General features: G+C 65.0%; 24 protein-coding genes, 1 tRNA gene and 1 riboswitch. Of the genes, 10 read left to right on the top strand and 15 right to left on the bottom strand.

Features of this window, described 5'->3' with window-relative positions:
• Position 1 precedes the first annotated feature (1 nt).
• Together ACUXST_RS03825 and ACUXST_RS03830 are read right to left on the bottom strand one after the other, a co-directional pair.
• Positions 2 to 1180, bottom strand: a complete 1179-nt coding sequence (locus ACUXST_RS03825; RefSeq protein ID WP_458388614.1) for a D-alanyl-D-alanine carboxypeptidase family protein — start codon at positions 1178 to 1180, stop codon at positions 2 to 4.
• A 45-nt stretch (positions 1181 to 1225) separates the two neighbouring features.
• Positions 1226 to 2317, bottom strand: a complete 1092-nt coding sequence (locus ACUXST_RS03830) for a lytic murein transglycosylase (RefSeq protein WP_458388615.1) — start codon at positions 2315 to 2317, stop codon at positions 1226 to 1228.
• 113 nt (positions 2318 to 2430) lie between these two features.
• On the opposite strand from ACUXST_RS03830, the gene ACUXST_RS03835 reads away from it, so the two are divergent.
• From ACUXST_RS03835 to ACUXST_RS03860, 6 genes are all read left to right on the top strand, one after another.
• Positions 2431 to 2520 (top strand) — tRNA-Ser (locus tag ACUXST_RS03835).
• 129 nt (positions 2521 to 2649) lie between these two features.
• Positions 2650 to 3030 (top strand): BlaI/MecI/CopY family transcriptional regulator, encoded by a 381-nt coding sequence (locus ACUXST_RS03840; RefSeq protein WP_458388616.1) that lies wholly within the window; start codon positions 2650 to 2652, stop codon positions 3028 to 3030.
• Positions 3030 to 4892: a M56 family metallopeptidase gene (locus ACUXST_RS03845; protein ID WP_458388617.1), complete on the top strand. Its 1863-nt coding sequence runs from the start codon at positions 3030 to 3032 to the stop codon at positions 4890 to 4892. Before ACUXST_RS03840 ends, ACUXST_RS03845 begins: the two co-directional genes overlap by 1 nt.
• A 106-nt stretch (positions 4893 to 4998) precedes the next feature.
• Positions 4999 to 5955: a hypothetical protein gene (locus ACUXST_RS03850; protein WP_458388618.1), complete on the top strand. Its 957-nt coding sequence runs from the start codon at positions 4999 to 5001 to the stop codon at positions 5953 to 5955.
• Between the two features lie 38 nt (positions 5956 to 5993).
• Positions 5994 to 6197, top strand: a complete 204-nt coding sequence (locus tag ACUXST_RS03855) for a hypothetical protein (protein ID WP_458388619.1) — start codon at positions 5994 to 5996, stop codon at positions 6195 to 6197.
• Between the two features lie 84 nt (positions 6198 to 6281).
• The gene (locus ACUXST_RS03860) at positions 6282 to 7472 is read left to right on the top strand and encodes an acyl-CoA dehydrogenase (RefSeq protein ID WP_458388620.1); all 1191 of its coding nucleotides are present in this window, start codon (positions 6282 to 6284) and stop codon (positions 7470 to 7472) included.
• Here the strand turns inward: ACUXST_RS03860 and ACUXST_RS03865 are convergent.
• Both ACUXST_RS03865 and rpmE read right to left on the bottom strand, forming a co-directional pair.
• The gene (locus ACUXST_RS03865) at positions 7469 to 8008 is read right to left on the bottom strand and encodes a GNAT family N-acetyltransferase (RefSeq protein ID WP_458388621.1); all 540 of its coding nucleotides are present in this window, start codon (positions 8006 to 8008) and stop codon (positions 7469 to 7471) included. The two genes, ACUXST_RS03860 and ACUXST_RS03865, sit on opposite strands and share 4 nt — an antisense overlap.
• A 6-nt stretch (positions 8009 to 8014) precedes the next feature.
• Complete coding sequence (rpmE, locus tag ACUXST_RS03870; RefSeq protein ID WP_458388622.1) at positions 8015 to 8245, bottom strand: 50S ribosomal protein L31; 231 nt, start codon at positions 8243 to 8245, stop codon at positions 8015 to 8017.
• A 103-nt stretch (positions 8246 to 8348) separates the two neighbouring features.
• Positions 8349 to 8488, top strand: a riboswitch (cobalamin riboswitch).
• A gap of 76 nt (positions 8489 to 8564) precedes the next feature.
• Between rpmE and ACUXST_RS03875 the strand changes: the two genes are divergently transcribed.
• The 4 genes from ACUXST_RS03875 to ACUXST_RS03890 are packed head-to-tail and all read left to right on the top strand — an operon-like array spanning position 8565 to position 12811.
• A complete protein-coding gene (locus tag ACUXST_RS03875; protein ID WP_458388623.1) occupies positions 8565 to 10409 on the top strand; it encodes a TonB-dependent receptor domain-containing protein in 1845 nt (614 codons plus the stop codon).
• Positions 10381 to 11130 (top strand): ABC transporter substrate-binding protein, encoded by a 750-nt coding sequence (locus ACUXST_RS03880; protein WP_458388624.1) that lies wholly within the window; start codon positions 10381 to 10383, stop codon positions 11128 to 11130. Before ACUXST_RS03875 ends, ACUXST_RS03880 begins: the two co-directional genes overlap by 29 nt.
• Positions 11127 to 12086, top strand: a complete 960-nt coding sequence (locus ACUXST_RS03885) for a FecCD family ABC transporter permease (protein ID WP_458388625.1) — start codon at positions 11127 to 11129, stop codon at positions 12084 to 12086. The genes ACUXST_RS03880 and ACUXST_RS03885 overlap by 4 nt, the downstream gene beginning before the upstream one ends.
• Complete coding sequence (locus tag ACUXST_RS03890; protein ID WP_458388626.1) at positions 12083 to 12811, top strand: ABC transporter ATP-binding protein; 729 nt, start codon at positions 12083 to 12085, stop codon at positions 12809 to 12811. Before ACUXST_RS03885 ends, ACUXST_RS03890 begins: the two co-directional genes overlap by 4 nt.
• On the opposite strand, the gene fabZ is transcribed toward ACUXST_RS03890, so the two are convergent.
• The 11 genes from fabZ to rpsB form a co-directional block, all read right to left on the bottom strand.
• The gene (fabZ, locus tag ACUXST_RS03895) at positions 12777 to 13268 is read right to left on the bottom strand and encodes a 3-hydroxyacyl-ACP dehydratase FabZ (RefSeq protein ID WP_458388627.1); all 492 of its coding nucleotides are present in this window, start codon (positions 13266 to 13268) and stop codon (positions 12777 to 12779) included. The two genes, ACUXST_RS03890 and fabZ, sit on opposite strands and share 35 nt — an antisense overlap.
• Positions 13269 to 13277: 9 nt before the next feature.
• The gene (locus ACUXST_RS03900) at positions 13278 to 13868 is read right to left on the bottom strand and encodes an OmpH family outer membrane protein (RefSeq protein WP_458388628.1); all 591 of its coding nucleotides are present in this window, start codon (positions 13866 to 13868) and stop codon (positions 13278 to 13280) included.
• Positions 13868 to 16516: an outer membrane protein assembly factor BamA gene (gene bamA / locus ACUXST_RS03905; protein WP_458389005.1), complete on the bottom strand. Its 2649-nt coding sequence runs from the start codon at positions 16514 to 16516 to the stop codon at positions 13868 to 13870. Before bamA ends, ACUXST_RS03900 begins: the two co-directional genes overlap by 1 nt.
• Before the next feature lie 142 nt (positions 16517 to 16658).
• Complete coding sequence (rseP, locus tag ACUXST_RS03910; RefSeq protein WP_458388629.1) at positions 16659 to 17786, bottom strand: RIP metalloprotease RseP; 1128 nt, start codon at positions 17784 to 17786, stop codon at positions 16659 to 16661.
• Positions 17786 to 18946 (bottom strand): 1-deoxy-D-xylulose-5-phosphate reductoisomerase, encoded by a 1161-nt coding sequence (locus ACUXST_RS03915; RefSeq protein WP_458388630.1) that lies wholly within the window; start codon positions 18944 to 18946, stop codon positions 17786 to 17788. The genes rseP and ACUXST_RS03915 overlap by 1 nt, the downstream gene beginning before the upstream one ends.
• A complete protein-coding gene (locus ACUXST_RS03920) occupies positions 18943 to 19575 on the bottom strand; it encodes a phosphatidate cytidylyltransferase (protein WP_458388631.1) in 633 nt (210 codons plus the stop codon). The genes ACUXST_RS03915 and ACUXST_RS03920 overlap by 4 nt, the downstream gene beginning before the upstream one ends.
• The gene (uppS, locus tag ACUXST_RS03925; RefSeq protein WP_458389006.1) at positions 19572 to 20312 is read right to left on the bottom strand and encodes a polyprenyl diphosphate synthase; all 741 of its coding nucleotides are present in this window, start codon (positions 20310 to 20312) and stop codon (positions 19572 to 19574) included. The genes ACUXST_RS03920 and uppS overlap by 4 nt, the downstream gene beginning before the upstream one ends.
• Positions 20313 to 20344: 32 nt before the next feature.
• A complete protein-coding gene (frr, locus tag ACUXST_RS03930) occupies positions 20345 to 20902 on the bottom strand; it encodes a ribosome recycling factor (RefSeq protein ID WP_458388632.1) in 558 nt (185 codons plus the stop codon).
• A 3-nt stretch (positions 20903 to 20905) separates the two neighbouring features.
• The gene (pyrH, locus tag ACUXST_RS03935) at positions 20906 to 21628 is read right to left on the bottom strand and encodes a UMP kinase (protein WP_458388633.1); all 723 of its coding nucleotides are present in this window, start codon (positions 21626 to 21628) and stop codon (positions 20906 to 20908) included.
• Between the two features lie 92 nt (positions 21629 to 21720).
• The gene (gene tsf / locus ACUXST_RS03940) at positions 21721 to 22665 is read right to left on the bottom strand and encodes a translation elongation factor Ts (protein ID WP_458388634.1); all 945 of its coding nucleotides are present in this window, start codon (positions 22663 to 22665) and stop codon (positions 21721 to 21723) included.
• Positions 22666 to 22786: 121 nt separating this feature from the next.
• The gene (rpsB, locus tag ACUXST_RS03945) at positions 22787 to 23539 is read right to left on the bottom strand and encodes a 30S ribosomal protein S2 (RefSeq protein ID WP_458388635.1); all 753 of its coding nucleotides are present in this window, start codon (positions 23537 to 23539) and stop codon (positions 22787 to 22789) included.
• Between the last annotated feature and the right edge of the window lie 237 nt (positions 23540 to 23776).

Consider the following 23776-nt stretch of genomic DNA (forward strand, 5'->3'; position numbering starts at 1 on the left):
ATCAGGCCATCCCGAGCAGCTGCTTCATGCCCAGCCAGATCCGGCCGAAGAACCCGGCCTTGCCGACGTCCTCGCCCGCGACGAGCGGCGTCACCTGCGGTTGCGTGTCGCCGGTGAAGACTAGCAGGTCCGCGATGTGCTGACCCTTCGCGATCGGCGCTGCGACTGGCCCCTGGTAGCGGATCTGCATTCGAAGCGGGCCATTCGCCAGACCCGCAGGGATGGTTGCGGCCAGGTTGCGCGGCGCGACCAGCGACACCTCGGAATCGCTTCCAAGCTGGACGTTGGCCGTGCCGACCTTGGCGCCGGACTGGAACAGGGGCTTGGTCGTCCAAGCGTTGAATCCCCATTGGATCAGCCGGGTCGATTCCTGCACCCGTTCGTTCCAGCTGGCCATCCCGGCAAGCACTTCGACGAGGCGGCGGCCATTCTGGATCGCCGAGCCCGTGAAGCCATAGCCAGCTTCATCGGTATGGCCGGTCTTCAGTCCGTCGGCGCCAGCGACATGGCCGAGGATCGGGTTGCGGTTCTGCTGGGTGATGTCCTGGCCCGACCCTAGGGTCTTGCCCCAGGTGAAGTTAGGCAGCGAATAGAACTGCTTGTAGAGCTTGTAGTGGTGCTCGATCTCCCAGCGGGCGAGGGTCGCCAGGTCGCGGGCGGTGACATAGGTGACGCCGTTGTCGGGCCAGCCATTGGCGGTCCCGAAGTGGCTGTTGGTAAGGCCGATGCGCTTGCCGAGCGCGTTCATCTGCTCGGTGAAGGCCTGCTCCGTCCCCGCAATGCACTCTGCGAGCACAACGGAGGCGTCGTTGCCGGACAGGGTCACGATGCCCTTGAGCAGGTTCTCGACGCTGACCTGCTCGTTGGCGCTCAGGAACATGGTCGAACCAGCCTGCGGGCCGTGCCATTTCTGCCATGTCTCCGGCCGAACCGTGCACATCTTGTTCAGCGGCAGCTGGCCCTTGTCGATCAACTCGAACGCGACGTCCGTCGTCATCATCTTCGCCATCGATGCCGGAGGCATGCGGACGTCGGCATTCTTGGAATAGAGCACTGCGCCGGACGACAGGTCGATCAGATACGCCACTCGGGCGGGCGTCTCGAATTGCGGGGCTGCAGCGGGTGCTGCGCTGGAGAACAGGAGCGAGGCGGCGGTGGCAAGGATGATAGTGCGGGTCATGGAGTGTGAACGATGTCCTGTGGTCGGCTGTGCAGCCGGACCAGTCTATCGCCGTGCAATCGCGTCCGCCAGCAGCCCGACCGACATCGCGTAGAAATTCGAACAATTGTAATCGAGGATCGCGCGATAGTTGTTGGTCAGTAGATAGCCTGAACCGCTTGGCCCTTCGGGCTCCATCAGAGTGGCGAGCTCGGTGTCCGGGAGGGTCTGCCGGTAAGGCACGACGCCCAGCGAGCGCCACTGGCCGACGGTCAGCCAGCGGGAGTGCCGGCGGTAGACTTGCGGGCACTTCGGCGCGGTCAGACGCGACTGGATTGCCGTGCGATTCAGGGTCGGCGGAACGCGGGCGGCGACGCCCCAACTCACGCCGGGCTTCCACCCGGCATCGCGCAGATAGGAGGCGATCGAGGCGAGGCCGTCGACTTCATTGCGCCAGATGTCGGCATAGCCGTCCCCGTCCCCGTCGGCCCGCAGACGAAGCGCGACCGTCGGGAGAAATTGCGGATAGCCGGTCGCGCCGGCCCAGCTGCCCTTCAGCATCCAGCGCGGAACGCCCTGGTCCATCAGCTTCAGGGAGGCGATGAACTCCTTCTCAAACATGTCACGGCGGCGCCCGCCGTAGGCGAGGCTCGCCAGCGTCCCAAGAAGGTCGAGGCTGCCCGTCACGGTGCCGTAGCTCGTCTCGTGGCCGTAAATGGCCATCAGCACGGCGGGATCGACGCCGTAGCGGGCCTGAATGTTGCGCAGGTAATTATAGTCGTTCGAATAGCGGTCCTGCCCGCGTGCGATGAGGCGCGGGGTCACGTGGTCCTGCATGTAGGGACGCATCGAGCGCGGTCCGCCGCTAGTCGCCACCCTGATCTCGGCATGATCGAGGTTGATTACCTGCCGATTGATCTGCAGGCCGGGAATCGTGGCCTGGATTGTTGCGGGCCGGACGCCCTGTTGCCGCGCGAGGATCGTCAGTCTGAGCTTGTACGTCTGCCAGGGGTCGGCGACGGCCGCCGGCTGCGCATACATCGGCTGAGGAAAGGCCGGTTGCCCGTAGGCTCCGACGACCTGCCCGCCGTCCGGAGTAGCTGACGCAAGGCTCGCCGTCGCAAGCGCGGCTACCCCCCAACCCTGCAGAACTCTCAATACGCCCTCCTCAATACTGCCGAGGCTAGGGCAAAACCCGCAGAGCGCCATCCGGGTTCACCGCGCGACTTGCACAGTCCGCCGCGCCAAGCGATAGCGGCGCAGGCTGGCCTGGAGAGGTGGCCGAGTGGTTTAAGGCAGCGGTCTTGAAAACCGCCGTGGGTGCAAGCTCACCGTGGGTTCGAATCCCACCCTCTCCGCCAGTTGCAGCTCCGCGATCGATGATGGACACTCCTGGCCCGCGGCAGGGCTGCGACCGCGGCGCATAATTTGTGCTTGCAATGGCGCTACAATTGTAGCACACGCTACAAACGTAGCGCCAAGGAGTCGTAATGCTTAGCAAGCTTCCACCTCGCGAAAGGCAGATTGTCGATGTTCTCTACGAGCGGGGTCCGCTGCTCGTTTCCGACATCTGCGAAGCCCTCCCTGACCAGCTCAGCGGCTCGGCAGTGCGCGCCATGCTCAAGCGGCTCGAGGACAAAGGCTTCGTCCAGCGTTCCGACTCGGAGCGCGGCTATCTCTATTGTCCGACCGTGTCGGAAACGGCCGCCAAGAAGTCGGCGCTCAGCGAAATCGTCCGCGTCTTCTTCAACGGGTCCGCTGCCGGAGCCGCCACCGCGCTCCTCGGCATGTCCGACAAGCTGGAAGGCAGCGAACTCGAGCAGCTCGAAGCGATGATCGCTCGCGCTCGCAAGGCGAAGGGAGAGAAGTGATGCAGGCGCTGCTGGCGATTGCTCTCAAGTCGGTACTCATTTCCGGCCTCACCCTAGTTCTTCTCGCGCTTCTCAAGCGCCGGTCTTCGGCCGAGCGCTCCTGGGTGGCGCACATCGGCCTGCTGGCGCTGGTCACGATCGCGTTTGCGCCGCTAGTGCTCCCGAGCCTGCCGGTCGAGGCCCCTGCCCTGTACGCCAAGGTAGATGCTCCCAAGGCGATCTCCGCTGTCTCCGCCCAGCCGGCAAGTGGCGAGAGCGCGACTCTTGCAACGACCCACGCCAAAGCTTCCGCACCGACCATAAGCGCAGCTGCGGTCACCACGGCCATCTATGCCGTTCCTGCGGCAATCCTCCTGTTCATTGTCCTGCTCGCGCTCGGCCGTCTGCTGGCGCTGCGTGCCCGGGCCGACGTTCTTGTCGATGGACACTGGCTGAGCGCACTTGCGCGCGCCCAGCGACGAATGGGCTTCAAGCACGGGACCGCCCTTCTCACCAGCAACGAGCTTGCATCGCCGATCAGCTGGGGCCTCATGCGTCCCGTCATCCTGCTGAACGAGCGGGCCGTCGAGGCTTCCGGCGAAGCCGAGGCGATCATCGCCCATGAGCTAGCCCACGTAGCACGGCTTGACTGGGCCAAGCTGCTGCTCGCCCGCGTCGCCACTGCACTGTTCTGGTTCAACCCGCTCGTCTGGCTGCTCGCCCGTGAAGCGCACCAGCTGCGTGAGGAAACGGCCGACGACGCGGTGCTCGCGTCCAACATCCCCGACACCGATTATGCGGAGCTGCTCGTTGGCGTCGCTCGGCACGAATGCTCCGGCATCCTGCTCGGCGCGCATGGTGTCGCTCCGTCCCGGAGCTCGCTCGCCCGCCGCGTTGCCCGAGTGCTGGACAGCGCCTCGCAGCGTGGCCCAGTCGCCCGTCCGTTCGCGCTTGGAGTATTCGTCGGAGCGGTCGCAATCGCAGCTCCGCTGGCCGCTCTCACTCTGACGCCATCCAAGCAGGCGACCGTTGCCGGCCACAGCGCAACCAGGCTGGCTGGCGGCACAGACGTCGACATGGCGTCGCCCTACTATCCGCAGAGTGGTCCGACCGATCTGCCGAGCATCATTGCGCGCGGGGTGTCGACTTCGGTCGAGAGCGCGGTCGCTGCAATCAATCCCAACGGGGCAGTCGACGGCGCCGACTTCGAGACGGTCAGCCCGAGCGGCGCCTCCGTGAAGTCGGTCAACGGAGTGACGGTGGCCCGTGCTCCCAGCGGCGCTACCGTGACGGTCTACCCGCCGGATGGGCAGGGCCGCCGCAAGGTCGTTGCCCGCGCGCCCAACGGTGCAACGACGACCACCTATACTGACGAAGACGAAGACATCCCCGGTGCCATGGCCGCTCCGTTCCACAACAAGGACGATGCGATCCAGAACGCCATTGCGATGAAAGCCGTCGGCATGACTCCGCAGTACGTCGCCGCGATGCGGGCAAGCGCGCCGGAGCTTCGCGATGCCGACACGGACGACCTGGTCGGCATGAAAGCGGTCGGGGTCACGCCTTCCTACGTGCACGACCTCTCCGCCGCCGGCCTCCGGGACTTCGACGCCGGTGATCTCGCCGGTGCACGCGCCGTCGGTGTGGACGGCAGCTACATTCGGGAGATGCGGGCCGCCGGCTTCGGCGACGCGGACCTCAGCGACCTCACGGGTGCTCGCGCAGTTGGCATAACCGGCGAGTTCGTTCGGGAGATGCGCCTGGCCGGCTACGATGGGGATCTCGGCGACTTCACGGCGTTGCGTGCCTTGAAGGACGGCCGGCGGCCGCGACCCGCGCTCCCTCCCTTACCTCCGGCACCGCCGCGAACACCGGGCGGCTGATCAAGCTCCTACTGACGAACTAACGGCTTCAAGTTTGAGTGACTTTCGAACGCCCTCACCGGGCGAACGGGCGAGCCTTGCCCGCATGATGCGAAGGAGAAACGAAATGACCCGAGCACTTGCTTTCTGCGCCGCGCTGATCCTCTCCGTGATCACCGTCTCCAGCGCAGTGGCCACTCCCGGCGGTCCGTTGTCATTCAGCTTGCGGGCGGCGGACGCCAACCGCGTCCAGCTCAACCTCTTCCGGCACGCCGACCGTCACGATGGCAACATGACGTCGAACTTCACGGCAGGCGATCTTCCGGGCCTCGACGTCGCGTCGCTTCGCCAGGCGGGTCAGCGGCCGATCCGCTTCGCGTTGGTGCGCGACGCCGGCCGAGTGGACTGTTCCGGCATCGGCGGTGCCACTACCGCGAGCGGCCAGTGCGGCTTCACGGCCAATCCGGCGTTCACGGCTCTACTCGAGGGCCGCGGCATCGGCCGTCCGACCGCGGAGCAGGCCTATGAACTGACGATGGTGGGCGCGACACGCGACCTCGTGGATGCACTTGCGGCGAGCCGCTTCCCCCGGCCTGACGTGGAAAAGCTCGTCGAGCTGTCTGCTGTCGGGGTGAATCGTCACTTCATCGCCGAGCTGGCATCCCGCGGTTACGCGCCTGGGTCCCTCGACGACCTGGTCAAGTTCGCGGCTCTCGACGTGTCGCCCGCTTATATCGATGCGCTCGCACGTGCTGGCTACCGCAACCTCAACGCCGACGAGATCACCGAGCTCAAGGCGGTTGGCGTCGACCCCGAGCTGATCGCCAGGCTGGCCAATGCGGGATACCCCAACCTCAGCGCCGACGAGCTCGTGCAAGTCGCGGCGCTCAACATCACGCCAGCCTTCATCCAGAGCTTCGCGCGGATCGGCTACACCGACTTGCCAGTGGATACGCTCGTCGAACTTAAGGCGCTCGACGTCACGCCGGAGTTCGTCCTGAAGCTGGAGAGGCATGGGCTTCGCCCAACCTCGGCGGAGAAGCTCGCCGAAATGAAGGCCCTGGGCCTCGGCCAGCTGAACTAACGATCCTCAACAACCCGGTACAGAAAGGGAGAAGCGCAATGAACCGTCTCCTCGTCCTCATCGCCTCCGTCGGCGTCGCGTTCCTGGCGATCTCGTCGACCTGCGTCGCGAGTCCGCGTGAGCTGCAAACTCTCGGGACGAGCTCGACGCTCGGCGCTGCGGCCGATGCACCACTAGCTTCGGGCTGGTCCGCTTCCGTTGCTCCGTCGGAGATCGTCGGGAGTGGCCTCCTTTCGATGTAAGCCGAGGTGCGGCTCGGGGGTGGCGCGGCGGCTGTGCTGCAGCTAAGACCCGCCACTTCCTGCAATGTTTCGGAGCCGCAACGCGTGGGCGAGCCTGCCATCCTGCCGTTCGACTGGGCAGACCCCTTCGATCTCAACCACCAGCTGACTGACGAGGAGCGCCTCGTGCGGGACACCGCCGAGGGCTACGCTCAGGAGAAGCTGCTGCCGCGGGTCACCTCGGCCTATCTCGACGAGCGATTCGACCGCGAGATCATGAGCGAGATGGGTGAGCTCGGCCTGCTCGGCGCGACGGTCCCGCCGGAATATGGTGGAGCCGGCCTCGGCTACGTCAGCTACGGGCTGATCGGCCGCGCGGTGGAGCGTGTGGACAGCGGTTACCGCTCGGCGATGTCGGTCCAGTCCAGCCTCGTGATGTACCCCATCTACGCCTACGGCTCCGAGGATCAGCGCAACACGTATCTGCCCAAGCTGGCAAGCGGCGAATGGGTCGGCTGCTTCGGCCTGACGGAGCCGGACGCGGGGTCAGATCCCGGAAGCATGCGCACCCGAGCGGAGAAAACGGCCGCCGGATACCGCATTTCCGGCACCAAGATGTGGATCACCAACTCGCCGATCGCCGACGTTTTCGTCGTCTGGGCGAAGTCGGATGCGCATGGCGGGAAGATCCGCGGCTTCGTGCTCGAAAAGGGCATGGGCGGGCTCTCGGCGCCGAAGATCAAGGAGAAGCTGAGCCTTCGGGCGTCGATTACCGGCGAGATCGTGATGGATGGCGTCGAGGTTGGCGAGGACGCGTTGCTTCCCAACGTCGAAGGGCTGAAGGGCCCGTTCGGCTGCCTCAATCGCGCCCGTTACGGCATCGCCTGGGGGTCCATGGGGGCGGCAGAAGCCTGCTACCAAGCTGCGCGGCAGTATACGCTGGACCGTAAGCAGTTCGGTCGTCCACTCGCCTCCAACCAGCTCGTGCAACTCAAGCTCGCCAACATGGTGACGGAAATCACGCTGGGCCTGCAGGCGGCGCTGCGCGTGGGGCGGCGGCTCGACGAAGGTCAGCTGGTCCCGGAGACCATTAGCCTCATCAAGCGCAACAACGTCGGCAAGGCACTGGAGATCGCCCGCGTCGCGCGTGACATGCACGGCGGCAACGGCATCTCTGCCGAGTTCCACGTCATGCGCCACGCGGCAAACCTCGAGACAGTCAACACGTATGAGGGCACGCACGACGTGCACGCACTCATCATGGGGCGTGCGATCACCGGGCTGAGCGCCTTCTAGGCAGCGGCCCAGGGAGGCCGGCGGAACACGAGCGTCGGCTCGCCCAGGTAGCGAGTTTCCTCGGTGCGCTCGAACCCAAGCTTCTCGGCGAGCGAAATCGAGGGTGCGTTCGCTGGAGCGATGATGGCCCAGATGGGCGTCGGCTTGAGGTTCGTCTCCGCCCAGTCAAGCGCTGCGCGGGCAGCTTCCAACGCGAGGCCCCGACCGTGAGCCTCCGCGGCCATGATCCAGCCCATTTCGGGTTCGTCCCCGAACATCGGCTCCATCTGGCGCCAGGCAGTCAGCAGGCCGACGTTGCCCACCAGCTTCCCGTTGCTCCTGAGATCGACTGCCCACGTTCCGAAGCCGTTGAACTGCCACATGCCCGCAGAAGCGGCGAGCCTGCGCCAGCACTCTTCGGCCGACATCGGCTTGGACCCGAAGTGCCGGTGCACGTCGGGGTGCTGCATGATCGCATGGTACGGGCGGAAATCGTCTCGCCGCCAGTGGCGCAGAACCAGCCGCTCAGTCTCGATCCGCGGTGCTTCGCGGATCAACCGAGATTACTTCTTGCCGAGGGTGAGCCCGCCGAAGCGCTTGTTGAAGCGCGCAACCTGGCCGCCGGCATCGAGCAGCTTCTGGTTGCCGCCGGTCCATGCCGGGTGCACCTTCGGATCGATGTCGAGGTGCAGGGTGTCGCCTTCCTTGCCCCACGTGGAGCGGGTCTCGAAGCGCGTGCCGTCGGTCATCTCGACGGTAATCGTGTGATATTCGGGGTGAACGCCGGACTTCATCGCTAATTTCCCTGGATCGGGCCGCTGGTTTCCGACCAGCAGCAAACTGTCGCGCGCCCCTAGCCGACGAGGCGTTTCTTGACAAGGTTCCGCGCGGCGACTTAGCTCGGTGACGGACCAGGGTCCGGCGGTCACGGCCGCCGGCCAAGAAGGAAGCCGGTTCAAGCCGGCGCTGTGCCCGCAACTGTAGGACAGGCCTCCAGGCCTTTCGAGTCAGACACTTGCCTTGGTTCGTCGTTCGTTTCCGCGGCCGGGAGCAGCCATGGAGCGGAGGGCAGTCCCCTCTTGTGACGGCATGTTCGTCAACAGGAGGATCCGCATGCCCGTCCCGCCATTCGACACCAACCAGATCGTGGTCACTGCATCACGCGTGGCTGAAGCGTCGGCAAGCACGCCGGCGAGCGTCACCGTTCTCGATCAGGCGCTCATCGAGCACCTCGGCCAAGCGCTCGTACCGGACCTGCTGCGGCTGATCCCTTCGACATCCGTAAGCGTGTCCGGCCCCGCAGGCTCACTGACCGAAGTGCGAATTCGCGGTGCGGAGGCGAACCACACCTTGCTCTTCATCGATGGCATCCGCGCCAACGACCCGGCGACCGGCGACCAGCCCCGGTTCGACCTGCTCAACGCCGACGTCACTTCACGGATCGAGGTCGTGCGAGGCCCTCAGTCGGCCCTGTGGGGTTCGGACGCCGTCGGCGGGGTCGTTGCGGTGAACGGGGCCCCCGTCGCAGATTCCGAGTACACTGCAGCGCTGGAAGCCGGCTCCTTGGGGTTCGAGCGAGCGTCGGGGAGCGTCTCGAGAACCTCGGGCAAGGAGACATTCGCTGCGGCGGTGGGCTGGCAGGGGGCAACGGGCATCGACAGCTTCGACGGCACTGGGGACAAGGACGGGTACCGCAACCTCTCGGCGCGCTTCCATGGCACGTACGCGACTTCTCCGAACGTCCGACTGGGGGCTGCGGGCTTCGCACTGAAGGGCCGGAGCGAGTTCGACGGTTTCGATCCGGCCACTTTCCTCCACGCCGACACCCTGGACAACAGCCGCAACAGGATGGCTGCCGGACGCCTTTGGGTGGACGTCGGCAGTCCTGCAATGGCGTGGAGCGGCCGGGTTGGAGCGTCCCTGCTCGGCTCGTCGAACCGCAACTACCTGGCGGATGATTTCCTAAACCGAACCAGCGGCATCCGACGGAGTTTGGATGCCCAGCTTGAGCATCGCTTCGCCACTGGCGCCCTCGAGCAGACCGTCATTGCGGCCGCGGAGACGGAACATGAAGGCTTTCACGCCCGCGACACCCTCTACGGGGGCGCTTCGAACCAGGACCGGAGCCGCGACCATCATTCCTTGACTGTCGAGTGGCGCGCGAAGGCGAACGCGGTGACTGGAGACATCGCCGTACGCAGGGACATGTTCAACCGGTTCGCGGATGCGACCACTCTGCGCGCCTCACTGCTCGCGAGGCTGGGTGGCGGGTTCACCATGACGGGGGGGTACGCAGAAGGTATCGCGCAGCCGACCTTCTTCGACCTGTACGGGTTCTTCCCTGGAAGTTTCGTGGGAACCTCAACTCTTAAGCCGGAGAGTTCACGCGGCCTCGAAGCTTCTGTTCGTTTGGAGCGAGGCACGGTGCAGGCATCGCTGACTGGCTACCGTCAGCGTCTGCACCACGAGATCATCGACGTCTTCGACCCGACGACGTTCCTTTCGAGCACTGCTAACCGCGACGGCTCCAGCCATCGCTCCGGCATCGAGGCCGAAGTGCATTGGCGAGCCGGTGCGGTGCTGAGGGTGAGCGGCAACTACGCGTACCTAAACGCCACGGAGCCCGATGCCGTTGCGGCGCCCCAAGTGCGCGAGGTTCGTCGCCCGAAGCACAGCGGCTCGATTACCGTAGACGGCAGCCGCGGCATGTTCAGCTATGGCGCGTCCGTCGCGTACACCGGCGCACGGTCCGACATGAACTTCGACGTCTTCCCTGGCCGGACGGTCTCACTGCACGCCTACTGGCTCGCGGACGCCTGCGTGGCCTACCGGATCGTACCGCACGTGCAGATTTTTGCCCGCGCCGCCAACGCGCTGGACGCGCACTACCAGGATGCGTTTGGCTACCGGACCCAGGGGAGGAGCGTCTATGCCGGCATTCGCCTTGCTGGCGGCTAGCCTGCCGCTGCGGGTTGCGTCGCTGAACCTCTGCACCGACGAGTATCTGCTGCTTTTGGCAGAGCCGCGGCAAGTCGCCAGCGTAAGCTACCTTTCGCGGGATCCTTTGGAGTCACCGCTCTGGAGAACGGCACGGGGCTTTCGCGGCAACCGGGGATCGGTCGAAGACGTGCTGGCTCTCCGGCCCGATCTCGTTCTGACGATGGGTGGCGGCGGGCGGGCGAGCGCCCTTCTTGCGGGCAGGCTCCGACTGCGATCGGTCGACGTGCCGTACGCCTCCGACTTGGCCGGCGTTGCAGCCAATCTGAGGATGGTTGCCAAAGCCCTGGGACGGCCCACGAGAGCGGAACCGTGGGTCGCTCGGTTGAGAGCTCTGGAGGACAGCGCGCCCTCCCCTGTCGACGCAGCCTTCGTCTCGGGCAGCGGCGACAGTCTCGCGGCGGGTTCGTTTGGAGCGCAATGGCTGCGGCTTGCCGGGTATCGCCAGCGCTCATTGCCAGGCGGCCGCCTCACTTTGGAGACGCTCCTTACAAATCCTCCCAACACACTGATAAGAAGCGACTACCGGTCAGGGCAGATGTCATCCGGTGTTAGGTGGCTGCGCAACCCCATCGTCCGTCACGCGAGAAGCCGGCAGGTCGCGACGGATGGTCGACCCTGGACGTGCCTCGGTCCGCTGATGATTGCCGAGATCGAGCGGCTTCGCAGGTCGAGGCGATGAAGGCCGCGATCGTGGGCATCGGCATGATGATGCTCGCGCTGGCGCATCTCCTGCTTCCGTTCGGTCCATTGCTGGAGTTGCACAGGTCGGACCCATCCACAGCCTGGTTGCTGCTGACAGAACTGCGTCTGCCGCGCACCTTGCTGGCGCTGGGTTACGGAGCGGTGCTCGGAATGACCGGAGCGGCGCTGCAGGCGCTATTCGCCAATCCCCTCGCCTCGCCGGACATAACGGGAAGCAGCAGCGGTGCGACGCTTGGCGCAGTGCTGGCGGCTTACTGGTTCGGCGTGGCCAGCCCTCTGGCGCTTGCGGCCTGCGGTGGGGCGGGAGCGCTACTGGCGCTCGCACTTCTGCTTGGGCTTGCTGGCCGAGGCGCCGCGGGGCCGACCCTTCTGCTTGCCGGGCTCGCGATTTCCCTGGCTGCTGGCGCGGCAACGAGCCTGCTTCTCGCGCTCGCACCCTCCCCGTTCGCATTCTACGACAGCTTCGAGTGGCTGATGGGCAGCTTCGTGGACCGCAGCCTGCCGCAGGCCGGAGTAGCCCTCCTTCCCGCCGCACTCGCCTGTTTGCTCCTGCTGCGCCGCAGGCGTGCGCTGGACCTCATGGCCCTCGGCGGGGATGTCGTTGCTTCCTTCGGCTTCCCGCCGCGCCGGATCGGAATCGAAGTCGTCGCGTTGAGCGCGGTTGCAGTCGGCGCCTGCGTATCCGTCTGCGGGGGAATCGGCTTCGTCGGACTGATCGCCCCCTATGCTGCGCGGTTGCTGGTGAGAGGGCATCCGGGACGGGCGCTGCTGCCCGCCGCGGCGATCGGCGGCGCGCTGCTCGTCCTTGCCGACCTCGCAGTGCGTTTCGGCCCCGCTGGACGCACCATCCCCGTCGGAGTCCTGACCACCGTCGCGGGGACGCCGCTCTTCATCTGGATCGTGGTGACCCTGCGCCGGCAGGTGACGGCATGACGTCAGTTCTGGAAGTCCAAGGAGCCGCGATCACCGGGCGTCTCGCTCGCACCGACCTCTTCGTGGGTGCCGGCGAGTTCGTGGCCCTGATCGGTCCAAACGGCGGAGGCAAGACCAGCCTCCTTCGTGCTTGCGCGGGTTTGGAAGGCACGGGCGGAAACGTTCGTGTCGCGGGCGAGGACCTTCGGACGGTCTCGCCTGCGAGGCGAGCGGCGCTGCTCGGCTACTTGCCGGCTTCACGCGACGTCGTCTGGCCGATCCCGGTCCGGGACGTGATCGCGCTGGGGCTGGCATCGGCGGACCCAGAGCGGGTGGACGAGCTCATCCACCTGCTTGAGCTTGTCCCATTCGCCGCCAAGACCGTCAACCGCCTCTCGACAGGTGAGCGCGCGCGGGTCCTGCTCGCTCGCGTGCTGGCTTCGCGGCCACGCGTACTGCTTCTCGACGAGCCGCTGTCGAACCTAGAGCCCTATTGGGTGCTGCGTCTGTTGGAGGTGCTCCGGTTGATCGCAGACAGCGGGACTGCGGTGATCGTCGTGCTTCATGACATCGAGCGCATGGCAGCCTTCGACCGCGTCTTGCTGGTCGATCGGGGCGAGATCCACGCCGATCTGCCGCCCGGGGGCATGATCGCCTCACCAGTGCTTTCGGAGTCGCTTCGCATCGACCGGAGCAGCTCCGACTGGCAGCTCAGGCCGCGGGCGGATCCGCAATCATTGCGGTAAAGTTCGCTTCGGCGGCGAGCTTGCCGTCGATCATGGCTCGCCCGGAGAACTTGCACACGCTGGTTCGCTTCTGGACGAAGTCGACCTCAAGCCGAAGAAGGACGCCCGGTTCGACCGGCGTGCGGAACTTCGCTCCGTCGATTGCCATGAAGTAGACGAGCTTGCCGCTATTCGCGAGGCCGAGCGACTCTACCGCAAGCACGCCCGCCGCCTGGGCCAGCGCCTCGACGATGAGGACGCCCGGCATGATTGGTCGCGCCGGGAAGTGCCCCTGGAAGAAGGGCTCGTTGATCGTCACCGCCTTGATCGCGACGATGCTTTTGTCACGCTCGAGGCTTTCGACCCGGTCGACCAGCAGCATCGGATAGCGATGCGGAAGCGCCGCCATGACCCGTTTGATGTCGAGCGGGCCCATGGCAGTCTCGGAAGCGGCCTCGCTTGCCGGCTCGTCGCTCATCTGCGCGGCTTAGCGGCCCTGCGGCTGCTGCTGCGCCGGCGCTGCCGGAGCGGTGACCGAGACAGACGGAAGCGCAGCGTTCAAAGCCGCGAGAACGTCGTTGGTCACGTCCAGTGCCGCCATAGCTGCCAGCGTCGAGCCCTGCTCCAGCAAGACGTTGGCGCCGCGGCGCTGCATGACTTGCTGGTAGATTGGAGCGAGCTTGGCGCTGATCTGCTCTGACACGTAAGCCTGGTTACGCTGGATCTGCGTCTGCTGCCGCTGCAGTTCTTGCGCGCCGGACTGCTGCTTCGTCTGGAATGCGCGAATGCGGGCTTGGAGTGCTGCGTCGGGCTCCTTGCCTCGCGGCAGGGCATCGACTGCAGCCTGGATTGCCTTTCCTTCAGCCTGGAGCGGCGCACCGAGTGACTGCTGGCGGGAGCGAAGAGCATTCACCTGGCCCTGAAGCGTAGCTGAGGCTGACTTGCAGGCAGTGCATTGGCTGCTCACCCGGTCGAGGTCCACGACGGCGGTGATGGCACCCGGCAGCGCCTGAGCGGAGGCAGCAACCGGAACGAACGTTGCGGCCGCAGCGGCGGCCATGAGGGCAGTCTTGAGCATCAGAATTGGGTTCCTACGTTGAAATTGAACAGTTTGGTGTCGTCGCCCTTCTGCTTCAGCAGAGCCTTCGCAAGGTCGATGCGAAGTGGGCCGAACGGCGATGTCCAGTTCACACCGATGCCGATCGACAGGCGAGGCTTTGGCGAATTGCCGATGAAGACCTCTCGGAAACCAGGCGCCGAGTTGAACTTGGTCGGGTCATGCACCACGCCCGCGTAATCGACGCTGCAGTTTGCCGCCGGACTAATGAAGCTGGTCAGGCCGGTGGTATCGGCCTTCGGAGTGCACGAGGCGACGATGTCGGTCAGCTGAGGCGTTTTCAGCGCCCAGAGCGATCCTACATCAAGGAACGCCGAGGGACGCAGGCCGAGGCTCTGAAGCGATCCGGATACCGGCAGCTGAAGCTCTAAGCGACCCATGTAATAGGCTCGCCCGCCAAGCGCATCGGTGATCGTTCCCTTGTCCAGCAACGCGCCCGTGCTGTCGTAGTTGAAGCGCTCGACACGTGGTCCGATTCCACGGACGTCAAAGCCGCGGAGCTCTGGTCCGAAGAAACGATCGGTTAGGCGGATCGCGTCGCGGCCAGGTCCTGGCGACTTCTCCAATGCCTGGATGTAGCCGCCTTCCGCGTGAGCCGAAAACACCCAGCCACCGCCAAACCCCCAATACTTGGTGGCATCGCCGCGGGTACGAACATAGCGGACATCGCCACCAAGCCCTGCGACGTCCTGGGAAAGGCTCATGCGCTGACCACGTGTCGGCCGGATTCCGTCAGTGTTGTCGTACAGAGCCGTGTAGCCCAGCGAGGACGTCAGACGGGTACCGAGCTCGTCGCATAGATAGCGACCTGCCCTCAGAGGGTCGCAGACAGCAGGCAGAGGTCCGGTTCCGTCCGGATCGGTGTAGAAGGTAGACTTGTCCAACGACACCTTGTCCTGGACGAGCGAGTAGCGCGTGCCGAACGAGACAAACTCTGTAACGGGGAAGCCAAGCCTGAGAACGCCGCCCGTGCTGAGTTGCGAGTACGTCGTGTTCCGCTGGTTATTCGAAAGGTAGTTGAAGCTCTTGTAATCGCGACGGAACAGCTGACCGCCAAGCAGAATCGGTTTGTCCAGAAAATAGGGTTCGGTGAACCCAGCTTCGATCGACTTGCCATAGGCTGAATAGTTCACGGAGGCGTCGACGGTCTGGCCCTTGCCCATGAAGTTGCTCTGCGAGATGCCCAGCTGGATCACGAACTTCTCAAGGCTCGAATAGCCGCCCGAAAGCGACACTTGGCCGGTTGACTTCTCTTCGACGTTGACCCCGAGGATCACCTTGTCGGGCGTCGAACCTTCTGTCTGCTTAACCTCGAGCTTCTCTTGGAAATAGCCGAGGCTCTGGATGCGGTCCTGGCTGCGCTTGACCTTCAGCGCGTTGAACGCATCGCCTTCGTTGAGACGGAATTCGCGCCGGATGACCTTGTCGCGGGTGTTCGTGTTCCCGGTGATGTCCACGCGCTCGACATACTGCCGCGGCGTGTCGTTCACCCTGAACGTGATGTTCATCACGTGGTGCTCGGCGTCACGCTCGTACGCCGGGCTGATATCGGCGAACGCATAGCCGAGGTTGCCGGCCTCCTCGTTCAGCTTCGTGACCGAGTCCTCGACTGCCTTGGCGTTGAACCAACCACCGGGTTGCAGGCTGACGATGCTCTTGACGCGCGTAGCCGGGAAGTCACGCAGGGCACTGGTCGCCTCAATCTTCCCGAGCCGATAGCGGGGGCCTTCCTCGAGCACATAAGTGATTACGAAATCGCGGCGGTCAGGCGTGAGCTCTGCAAGGGCGGAGACGACACGGAAGTCCGGGTAGCCTTCCGTGAGATAGAAGGCGCGCAGCTTCTGCTGGTCTGCGGCGAGACGGTCGGGATCGTAGGTGTCGTTCGACTTCAGGAAGCCGAGCGGACCTCCGGACGTCTTCGTGTACATTTCTTTGCGCAAGCGACCGTCGGCGAATGTCTTGTTGCCGATGATGTTGATCGCCCGCACCTTGGCAAGGTCGCCTTCATAGACTTCGAAGACGACGTCGACGCGGTTCTGGTCCAGCTGGACGATCTTCGGCTCCACCCGGGCTCCGAACCGACCCTGCCGGCGGTAGAGCTCGAGGATGCGGTCGACGTCCGTCCGCACTGCGGACCGCGTGAAGATTTGCCGCGGCGCAAGTCGGATCTCCGGATTGATCTTGTCCGCCTTGAGGTGCTTGTTGCCCTCAAAGGTGATGCGGTTGATGACCGGGTTCTCGCGGACGTTGATGACGAGGTTACCGGTTTCGGTGCCGGTGATCGTCGCGTCGGCGAACAGCTGCGTCGCGTACAGGTCCTTGATGGCCTGATCGAGCGTCTCGGCCGTGTAATTCTCGCCCGGCCGGAGATTCGCGTACGAACGGATCGTTTCAGGCTCAAGGCGCTGGTTGCCGCGAACGGCGACCGACCGGATCATTCGCTGCTGTGGTGCAGGGACAGCCGTCGGCGCTGCCGCGGTGGAAGGTGCAGCCGTCGTGTCGGCAGGTTGCGACGTCGTCGTCGCATTGGCGGGTGGCGGAGTCGCGGGCTGCGGAGCCGGCGTCGTGGTCTCCTGCGCCATCACTGGCGCGGCCCAGCCGCCCAGCATGGTCCCGACGAGGAGAAATGCGCCAGCGCGCCGCTTGAAGCTTTTGGATCCTGAAATCACGCGTCCCCGCCTTTAAAGATGCTTCTGGCCCGGCGACGCCCCCAGGCCGCCAGATGCGAACTCAGCCCCTGCCCCAAGCCTCCTAGTCAATCAAGCGTTCAAGCCCGTTCCAGACACCGATGGAACCAAGGTCGTTGACCGTTGCGAAGACAAGCAGGGCCAGGATGACTGCAAGCCCGCCGCGGAATGCCCAGTCCATTGCCCGGGCACTAACCGGGCGGCGCCGAACCGCTTCCACGACGTAGAAAAAGAGATGACCTCCATCCAGCATTGGAACTGGCAAGAGGTTGATGAATCCCAGATTAATTGAGAATAGCGCGACTAGCGACACGAACGGCAGCAGGCCGAGGGTCGCACCCTGGCCGGCGATGTGCGCGATCTTGATCGGGCCGCCGATCTCCTTGGCGGAGACACGACCGCGAATGATCTGAAGGATTCCGTCGACGATCGAGCGGGTCAGCCGCCCGGTGTACTGGACGGCCATCGGCACCGCCCGGAAAGGTGAGACGGGCTCCAGCACCTGTGTGGTCGGGTAGACGCCCAGCAGGCCGCGCCGGATCTTTTCGCCAAACGGATCGGGGCTGGAGTCCGCCCTCAGCGTGACGTTGATCTTCGATTGCTGCCCGCCGCGGACGATGTCGAGAGCGACGGTGTCGTTGGGGCGTACGCCGACGACCTGCCGGATGTCGTCGAATGTCGGAGTTGAACGTCCGGCCACCGAAAGGATGCGGTCCCCCGGCCGAAGCCCTGCCGCCGCGGCAGCGCTCCCCGGTTGAACGCCACCCACGACATTGGTCGACGGAACGCCGACGAACGCGAAGAATGCCGAGAAGATGAGGATCGCGATGATGAAGTTGGCCATCGGGCCCGCGAAGACGATCAGGAAGCGCTGCCAGACGGGGCGAAACTGGAAGGCGCGCTCCCGAAGCTCTTCTGGAATGTCCTCAAGGTCCGCCGGCTCACTCGCGGCGTTCATGTCACCGACGAACTTCACATAGCCGCCGAGCGGCAGCCAGGCGACCTTCCATCGGGTGCCCTGCTTGTCTGTCCAACCGAACAGCTCACGCCCGAAGCCGATGGAAAAGGTCTCGGCAGGAACTCGAAACAGGCGCGCCACCAAATAATGTCCAAGCTCGTGGAAGAAAACGAGCGGTCCGAGCGCGCACATGAACGCGACAAGGACAAGCCAGAGTGGCGGTTGGTGAAGCATCAGATGCAGGTCGCCTTCAACGCCGTCTGAACCCGCGAACGGGTGTCGCGGTCGATCGCGAGCACGTCGGCGATAGAAGCCGGAGGCAGATTGCTGCTTTCATAGAGCGCGGCCCCCACTGTATCGGCGATGTCGGTGAAGCGGATTGCACCTCCGAGGAATGCTTCGACGGCCACTTCGTTCGCAGCGTTGAGCACGATCGGCGCGGCCCCGCCTGCTTCGAGCGCTTCCCGGGCGAGACGCAGTGCAGGAAAGCGCCCGATATCGGGAGCTTCGAAGGCGAGGCTTCCGACCCTTGCAAGATCAAGCCGTTCCGCCGGGGTTTCCATCCGCTCGGGCCAGGCGAGCGCATAGGCGATCGGGATGCGCATGTCGGGGCTGCCGAGCTGCGCCAGAACGGATCCGTCGATGAACTCGACGAGCGAATGGATGACCGATTGCGGGTGGATCAGAATGTCGATCTGGCGCGACGGCAGACCGAACAGGAAGTGAGCCTCGATGAGCTCCAGCCCCTTGTTCATCAGAGTCGCGGAGTCGACCGAGATCTTCGCCCCCATCGACCAGGTGGGATGGGCGACCGCCTGTTCGGGCGTAGCGACGTCCATCGAACTGCTGCTGGCGGTCCGGAATGGCCCGCCGCTCGCCGTCAGGATGATCCGTGAGACATCACCGCCACTGCTGCATGCAAGGCACTGGAAAATAGCGTTATGTTCGCTGTCGACCGGCAGGATCGTCGCGCCGCTAGCCGCGGCCGCTCTGGTCATGAGCTCGCCGGCGGTGACCAGCGCCTCCTTGTTCGCCAGCGCAACAGTCCGGCCTGCCTCGATTGCTGCCATGACTGGCTCGAGGCCAACACAGCCGACGATTGCAGCGATTACGACGTCCGCTTCTGCTCTTGCGGCATCGATGAGCGCTGCCCGGCCGCCTTCGGCCCGGCAGGACGTGCCTGCGAGCTGGCTGCGAAGCTCCGGCAAGCGACTCTCGTCGGCGATGACGGCAAGCTCGGCACCAGTCCGCCGCGCGATGTCCGAGAGAGCGTCAACGTTCGTGGCGGCCGTCACGGTCGTAACGCCAAAACGGTCCGGCGAACGTTCGATGAGATCGACCGTCGATTTGCCTACGGAGCCCGTCGCTCCGAGGATCGCGACTTTGCGCGTCACGTGAGCCGCGCCAGCTGCGCTGCCGCAGTGAGCACTGCGACCGGCACTAGGCCGTCCAGCCGGTCCAGCACCCCGCCGTGGCCCGGCAGCCAGTGACCGGAGTCCTTGACCCCGGCACGACGCTTCATCCAGCTCTCGAACAGGTCGCCACCCTGGGCTGCGGCGGCAAACACGGGAGCGAGCACAATCAAGGGGTGACCAAGGCCGCGGAACAGGACCCATGTAGCGCCAAGGATCGTCGCAGCCGCAACGGCGCCGTAGAGGCCGGCGACCGTCTTCCCCGGACTGATCGTCGGCGCCAGCTTCTTCCTGCCGAAGGCGCGGCCAACAAAATAGGCGCCGATGTCCGTCGACCAGGTGACGATGAAAACCCACAGGAGCAGGTCGAGATGGTGGCTGTCTCCTTCACGGATCCAGAGGAGAGAGACCGCCGGCAGGACCGCGTAGACGAATCCTGCAAGGGTCCAGCCAAACCCCCAACCCCGGCTGATCTGCCGCCACTCGTAGAACATCGCGGTGGCAATCAGCGCCACGAGGACGGCAAGCACGTAGCCGTCCACAGCCGCAGCGACGAGCGCGATGGCGATCATCACGACACCCGCCAGCGTGCGGACGACGAGTTCGCTCATCGCCCGCCGAACCGCCGCTGGCGCGCCGCGAAGCGGTCGAGAGCCTCGCCGAAGACGCCCTCGTCGAAGTCGGGCCACATGATGTCCAGGAACAGCAACTCCGCGTAAGCGGCTTGCCACAAGAGGAAGTTCGAGAGGCGAACCTCGCCCGAGGTACGGATGAGCAGGTCCAGCGGCGGCAAGTCCTGCGTCTGAAGCTCGCTCTCGATGCGGGCCTCGTCGATATCGGAGGGCACAAGCGCGCCCGACGCGGCCTGCTCCGCGAGGCGTCGCGCCGCCGCGGTGATCTCGGCGCGCGATCCGTAGTTCAGCGCGATCACCAACTTCAGACGCGTGTTGCCTGCAGTCCGATCCACCGCCTTCTCGAGCCGGTCGACGAGATCCGGCCCGAAGGCGTGATAGTCGCCGATCAGCTGCAGCCGGACCCGCTCCTTCTCCAGGGTCTTGAGTTCGCGCTCCAGGTAGAAGCGCATCAGCGCCGTGAGGTCGGATACCTCTTCATCGCTGCGCCGCCAGTTCTCCGAGGAGAAGGCGTAGATCGTCAGGACCTCGACGCCGCGATCGGCCGCTGCCTGGAGAGCGCGCCGCACGGCCTCGGCACCCGCCCGGTGCCCGGCGACACGAGGAAGGCCGCGGCGCGCTGCCCAGCGACCGTTTCCGTCCATGATGATAGCGACATGGCGAGGGACCGCGCCTTGGCCGCCACCTTCGAGCGAAGCCGAGGCAGGGCCCGCCATCGCGCTCGGGGCTTCGGGACCCGAGCGGGACGTCACTTGCCGAGGATTTCCTTTTCCTTGCTCGCCGACAGCTCGTCGATCTCCTTGATCGTATCGTCGGTAAGCTTCTGAACTTCGCCCTCGAGCCGCTTGCGCTCGTCTTCGGAAATCTCGTGCTTCTTTTCGTCGGTCTTTAGGTGATCGTTGCCGTCCCGGCGGACGTTGCGCACCGCAATGCGTGCCTTTTCGGCATATTGACCGACGAGCTTCGCAAGCTCCTTGCGCCGCTCCTCGGTCAGGTCGGGGATCGGCAGGCGCACCATCTGGCCGTCCGTGACCGGGTTGAGCCCTAGCCCGGCCGACCGGATAGCCTTCTCGACAGGTCCGACGTTCGAACGGTCCCAGACCTGCACGGTGAGCAGACGCGCTTCGGGAGCGGAGACGCTGGCTACCTGGTTGAGCGGCATCTGCGCACCGTAGACTTCCACGTTGATGGCATCGAGCAGATTGGTGGAGGCGCGCCCGGTGCGAAGGCCAACCAAGTCGTGCTTCAGCGCATCAACGGCGCCGTGCATCCGGCGCTGGAGGTCTGCTTTGTCAAAGGCGGCCATTGTTCACTCCCCATTCTGGACGATCGTCGCGGTCCCCTCGCCGGCGATCACCTTCGCGAGGTTCCCTTGCTGGCGGATGCTGAACACGACGATCGGGATGTTGTTGTCTCGGCAAAGCGCCACCGCGGCAGCGTCCATGACCTTGAGGTCATCACTCAGGACGCGACCAAAGGTCACGCTATCGTAGCGGGTTGCGCCCGAGTCCTTCTTCGGGTCGGCAGTGTAGATTCCGTCGACGCTGGTGCCCTTGAACAGCGCGTCGCAGCTCATCTCGGCAGCACGCAGGGCTGCTGCAGTGTCGGTGGTGAAATAGGGATTGCCGGTGCCTGCGGCGAAAAGGACGATGCGGCCCTTCTCGAGGTGCCGGAGCGCACGGCGGCGGATGTACGGCTCGCTGACACTGGCCATTGGGATTGCCGACAGCACGCGGGTGTCGACTCCCTGGCTTTCGAGCGCGTTCTGAAGCGCGAGCGCGTTCATCACCGTCGCCAGCATCCCCATGTAGTCGGCGGTTGCGCGGTCGAAGCCCTTCGCCGCCGCAGCCATGCCGCGAAAGATGTTGCCTCCGCCGACAACGAGGCAAAGCTCGTGCCCCTCGGCCTTCGCGGCAGCAATCTCGCTTGCGAGCCCGGCCACGGCCTCAGGGTCGATCCCGAATTGCCCCTGCCCCATCAGCGCTTCGCCAGAGATCTTGAGCAGGATTCGATTGAAGTGCGGGCGAGTCATCCGGGAAAGCCGTCCTTCAGATAAACGAGGGGCGGCCAAGCCTTTATGGCCGGGCCGCCCCGTTGCCAACTGCCAAGCGGCAGTTGTCCTTCTTAAGCGACCGGCTCGGCCTTGTTGGTGCCGACAGCCGCTGCGACTTCCGCGGCGAAATCGCTTTCCTTCTTCTCGATGCCCTCGCCAAGCTGGAAGCGGACGAAGCCGGTCAGCTGGATGCCGGTTCCGGCTTCCTTGGCTGCGGCCGCCACGACCTCGGCAACGGGGGTCTTGTTGTCCATGACGAACAGCTGCGTGAGCAGCGCGTTTTCCTTGCGGAACTTGGCCAGGCCGCCCTCGACCATCTTTTCGACGATGTTCTGCGGCTTGCCGCTTTCCTTTGCCTTTTCCATGGCGATCGAGCGCTCGCGCTCGACCAGGTCCGCCGGCAGGTCTTCCGCGGAAAGCGCCTGCGGGTGCGCAGCTGCAACGTGCATGGCGATCTGCTTGCCGAGCTGAGCCAGCGTTTCCGCGGGCGCCGCGCTCTCCAGCGCGACGAGCACGCCGATCTTGCCGAGGCCCGGCGCGACCTGGTTGTGGACGTAGGACACGACCGCACCCTCGCTGACTTCGAGCACCGCGGCGCGGCGGAGCGACTGGTTCTCGCCGATCTTGGCGATGTTGTCGGTCAGCTTCTCCTGGACGGTACCGCCCTCAGGATACTGAGCAGCGCCGAGCGCCTCAACGTCGGTGCCGTGCTGAAGCGAGAGGCGAGCAACGTTGCGGACGAAGTCCTGGAACAGCTCGTTCTTGGCGACGAAATCCGTCTCGGAATTGACCTCGACGGCAGCACCGTGGTTGCCTTCGACGGCAACGCCGACGAGACCTTCGGCAGCGGTGCGGCCCGCCTTCTTGGCCGCTGCAGCGAGACCCTTGGCACGCAGCCAGTCGATCGACGCTTCCATTTCGCCGTTGTTCTCGGCGAGCGCCTTCTTGCAATCCATCATGCCGGCGCCGGTGCGCTCGCGCAGTTCTTTCACACTCGCGGCCGTGATCTCAGCCATGTTCATGTCCTTTCATCTCCCCTCCCGCTGGCGGAAGAGGCTGTAGAGGGAATCTGGGGTGTGAGGGCCTGAACTAACAGGCCCGTCCCCGGCCCCTCCCGTATCCGGGAGGGAACGGTGGTTACGCGACCGCGGCTTCGACGGGCGGTTCGGCCATCTCGCCAACGTCCTGCCCACGCGCCTGGGCGTTGCCGGCTCGGCCTTCGGTAACCGCCTGAGCAACCGAGTCCGTGTAAAGGCGGATCGCACGGCTGGCGTCGTCATTGCCCGGAACCGGGAACGCGATGCCACTCGGGTCGCTGTTCGAGTCGAGGACGGCGACGACCGGGATGCCAAGGACGTTGGCTTCCTTGATCGCGAGCTCTTCCTTGTTCGTATCTACGACGAACATGACGTCGGGAAGGCCGCCCATGTCGCGGATGCCGCCGAGGCTCTTCTCGAGCTTGTCGCGTTCGCGGGTGAGCTGCAGCACTTCCTTCTTGGTCAGGCCGGCGGTGTCACCCGACAGCTGCTCCTCGAGGCTCTTGAGCCGCTTGATCGAGTTGGAAATCGTTTTCCAGTTGGTCAGCATGCCGCCGAGCCAGCGGTGATTGACGAAATGCTGCCCGGATGCGCGCGCCGCCTCGGCGACCGGATCCTGCGCCTGGCGCTTGGTGCCGACGAACAGCACCTTGCCCCCACGGGCGACGGTCTGCTGGATGAAGTCGAGCGCACGCGCAAAAAGCGGCACGGACTGCGACAGGTCGATGATGTGGACCCCGTTGCGGTCGCCGAAGATGTACGGCTTCATCTTGGGATTCCAGCGGTGGGTCTGGTGGCCGAAGTGCGCTCCAGCCTCGAGCAATTGCTGCATCGTGACGACGTTGGTCGCCATAGGTCTTTCTCCTTCCGGTTTTACCTCGGCGGAGCCGTGTAACCGACCTAGCGGCCGGCACCGGCTATGTTAGCTCCGCCTGTGGGATGCGTTCGCCCCTAACCGAACGCGCCCGGCTTTTCAAGCGCATGCCAGCCGCTTGACAGGTGAGAACATATAGGGAACATTGCACCGCCTCACCGGGAACTCCCAACCTCGGATGGAACGAAACAAGTCCGAATCGGTTGGGCGCTCAAA

It is taken from the genome of Sphingomonas sp. F9_3S_D5_B_2, assembly GCF_054263715.1.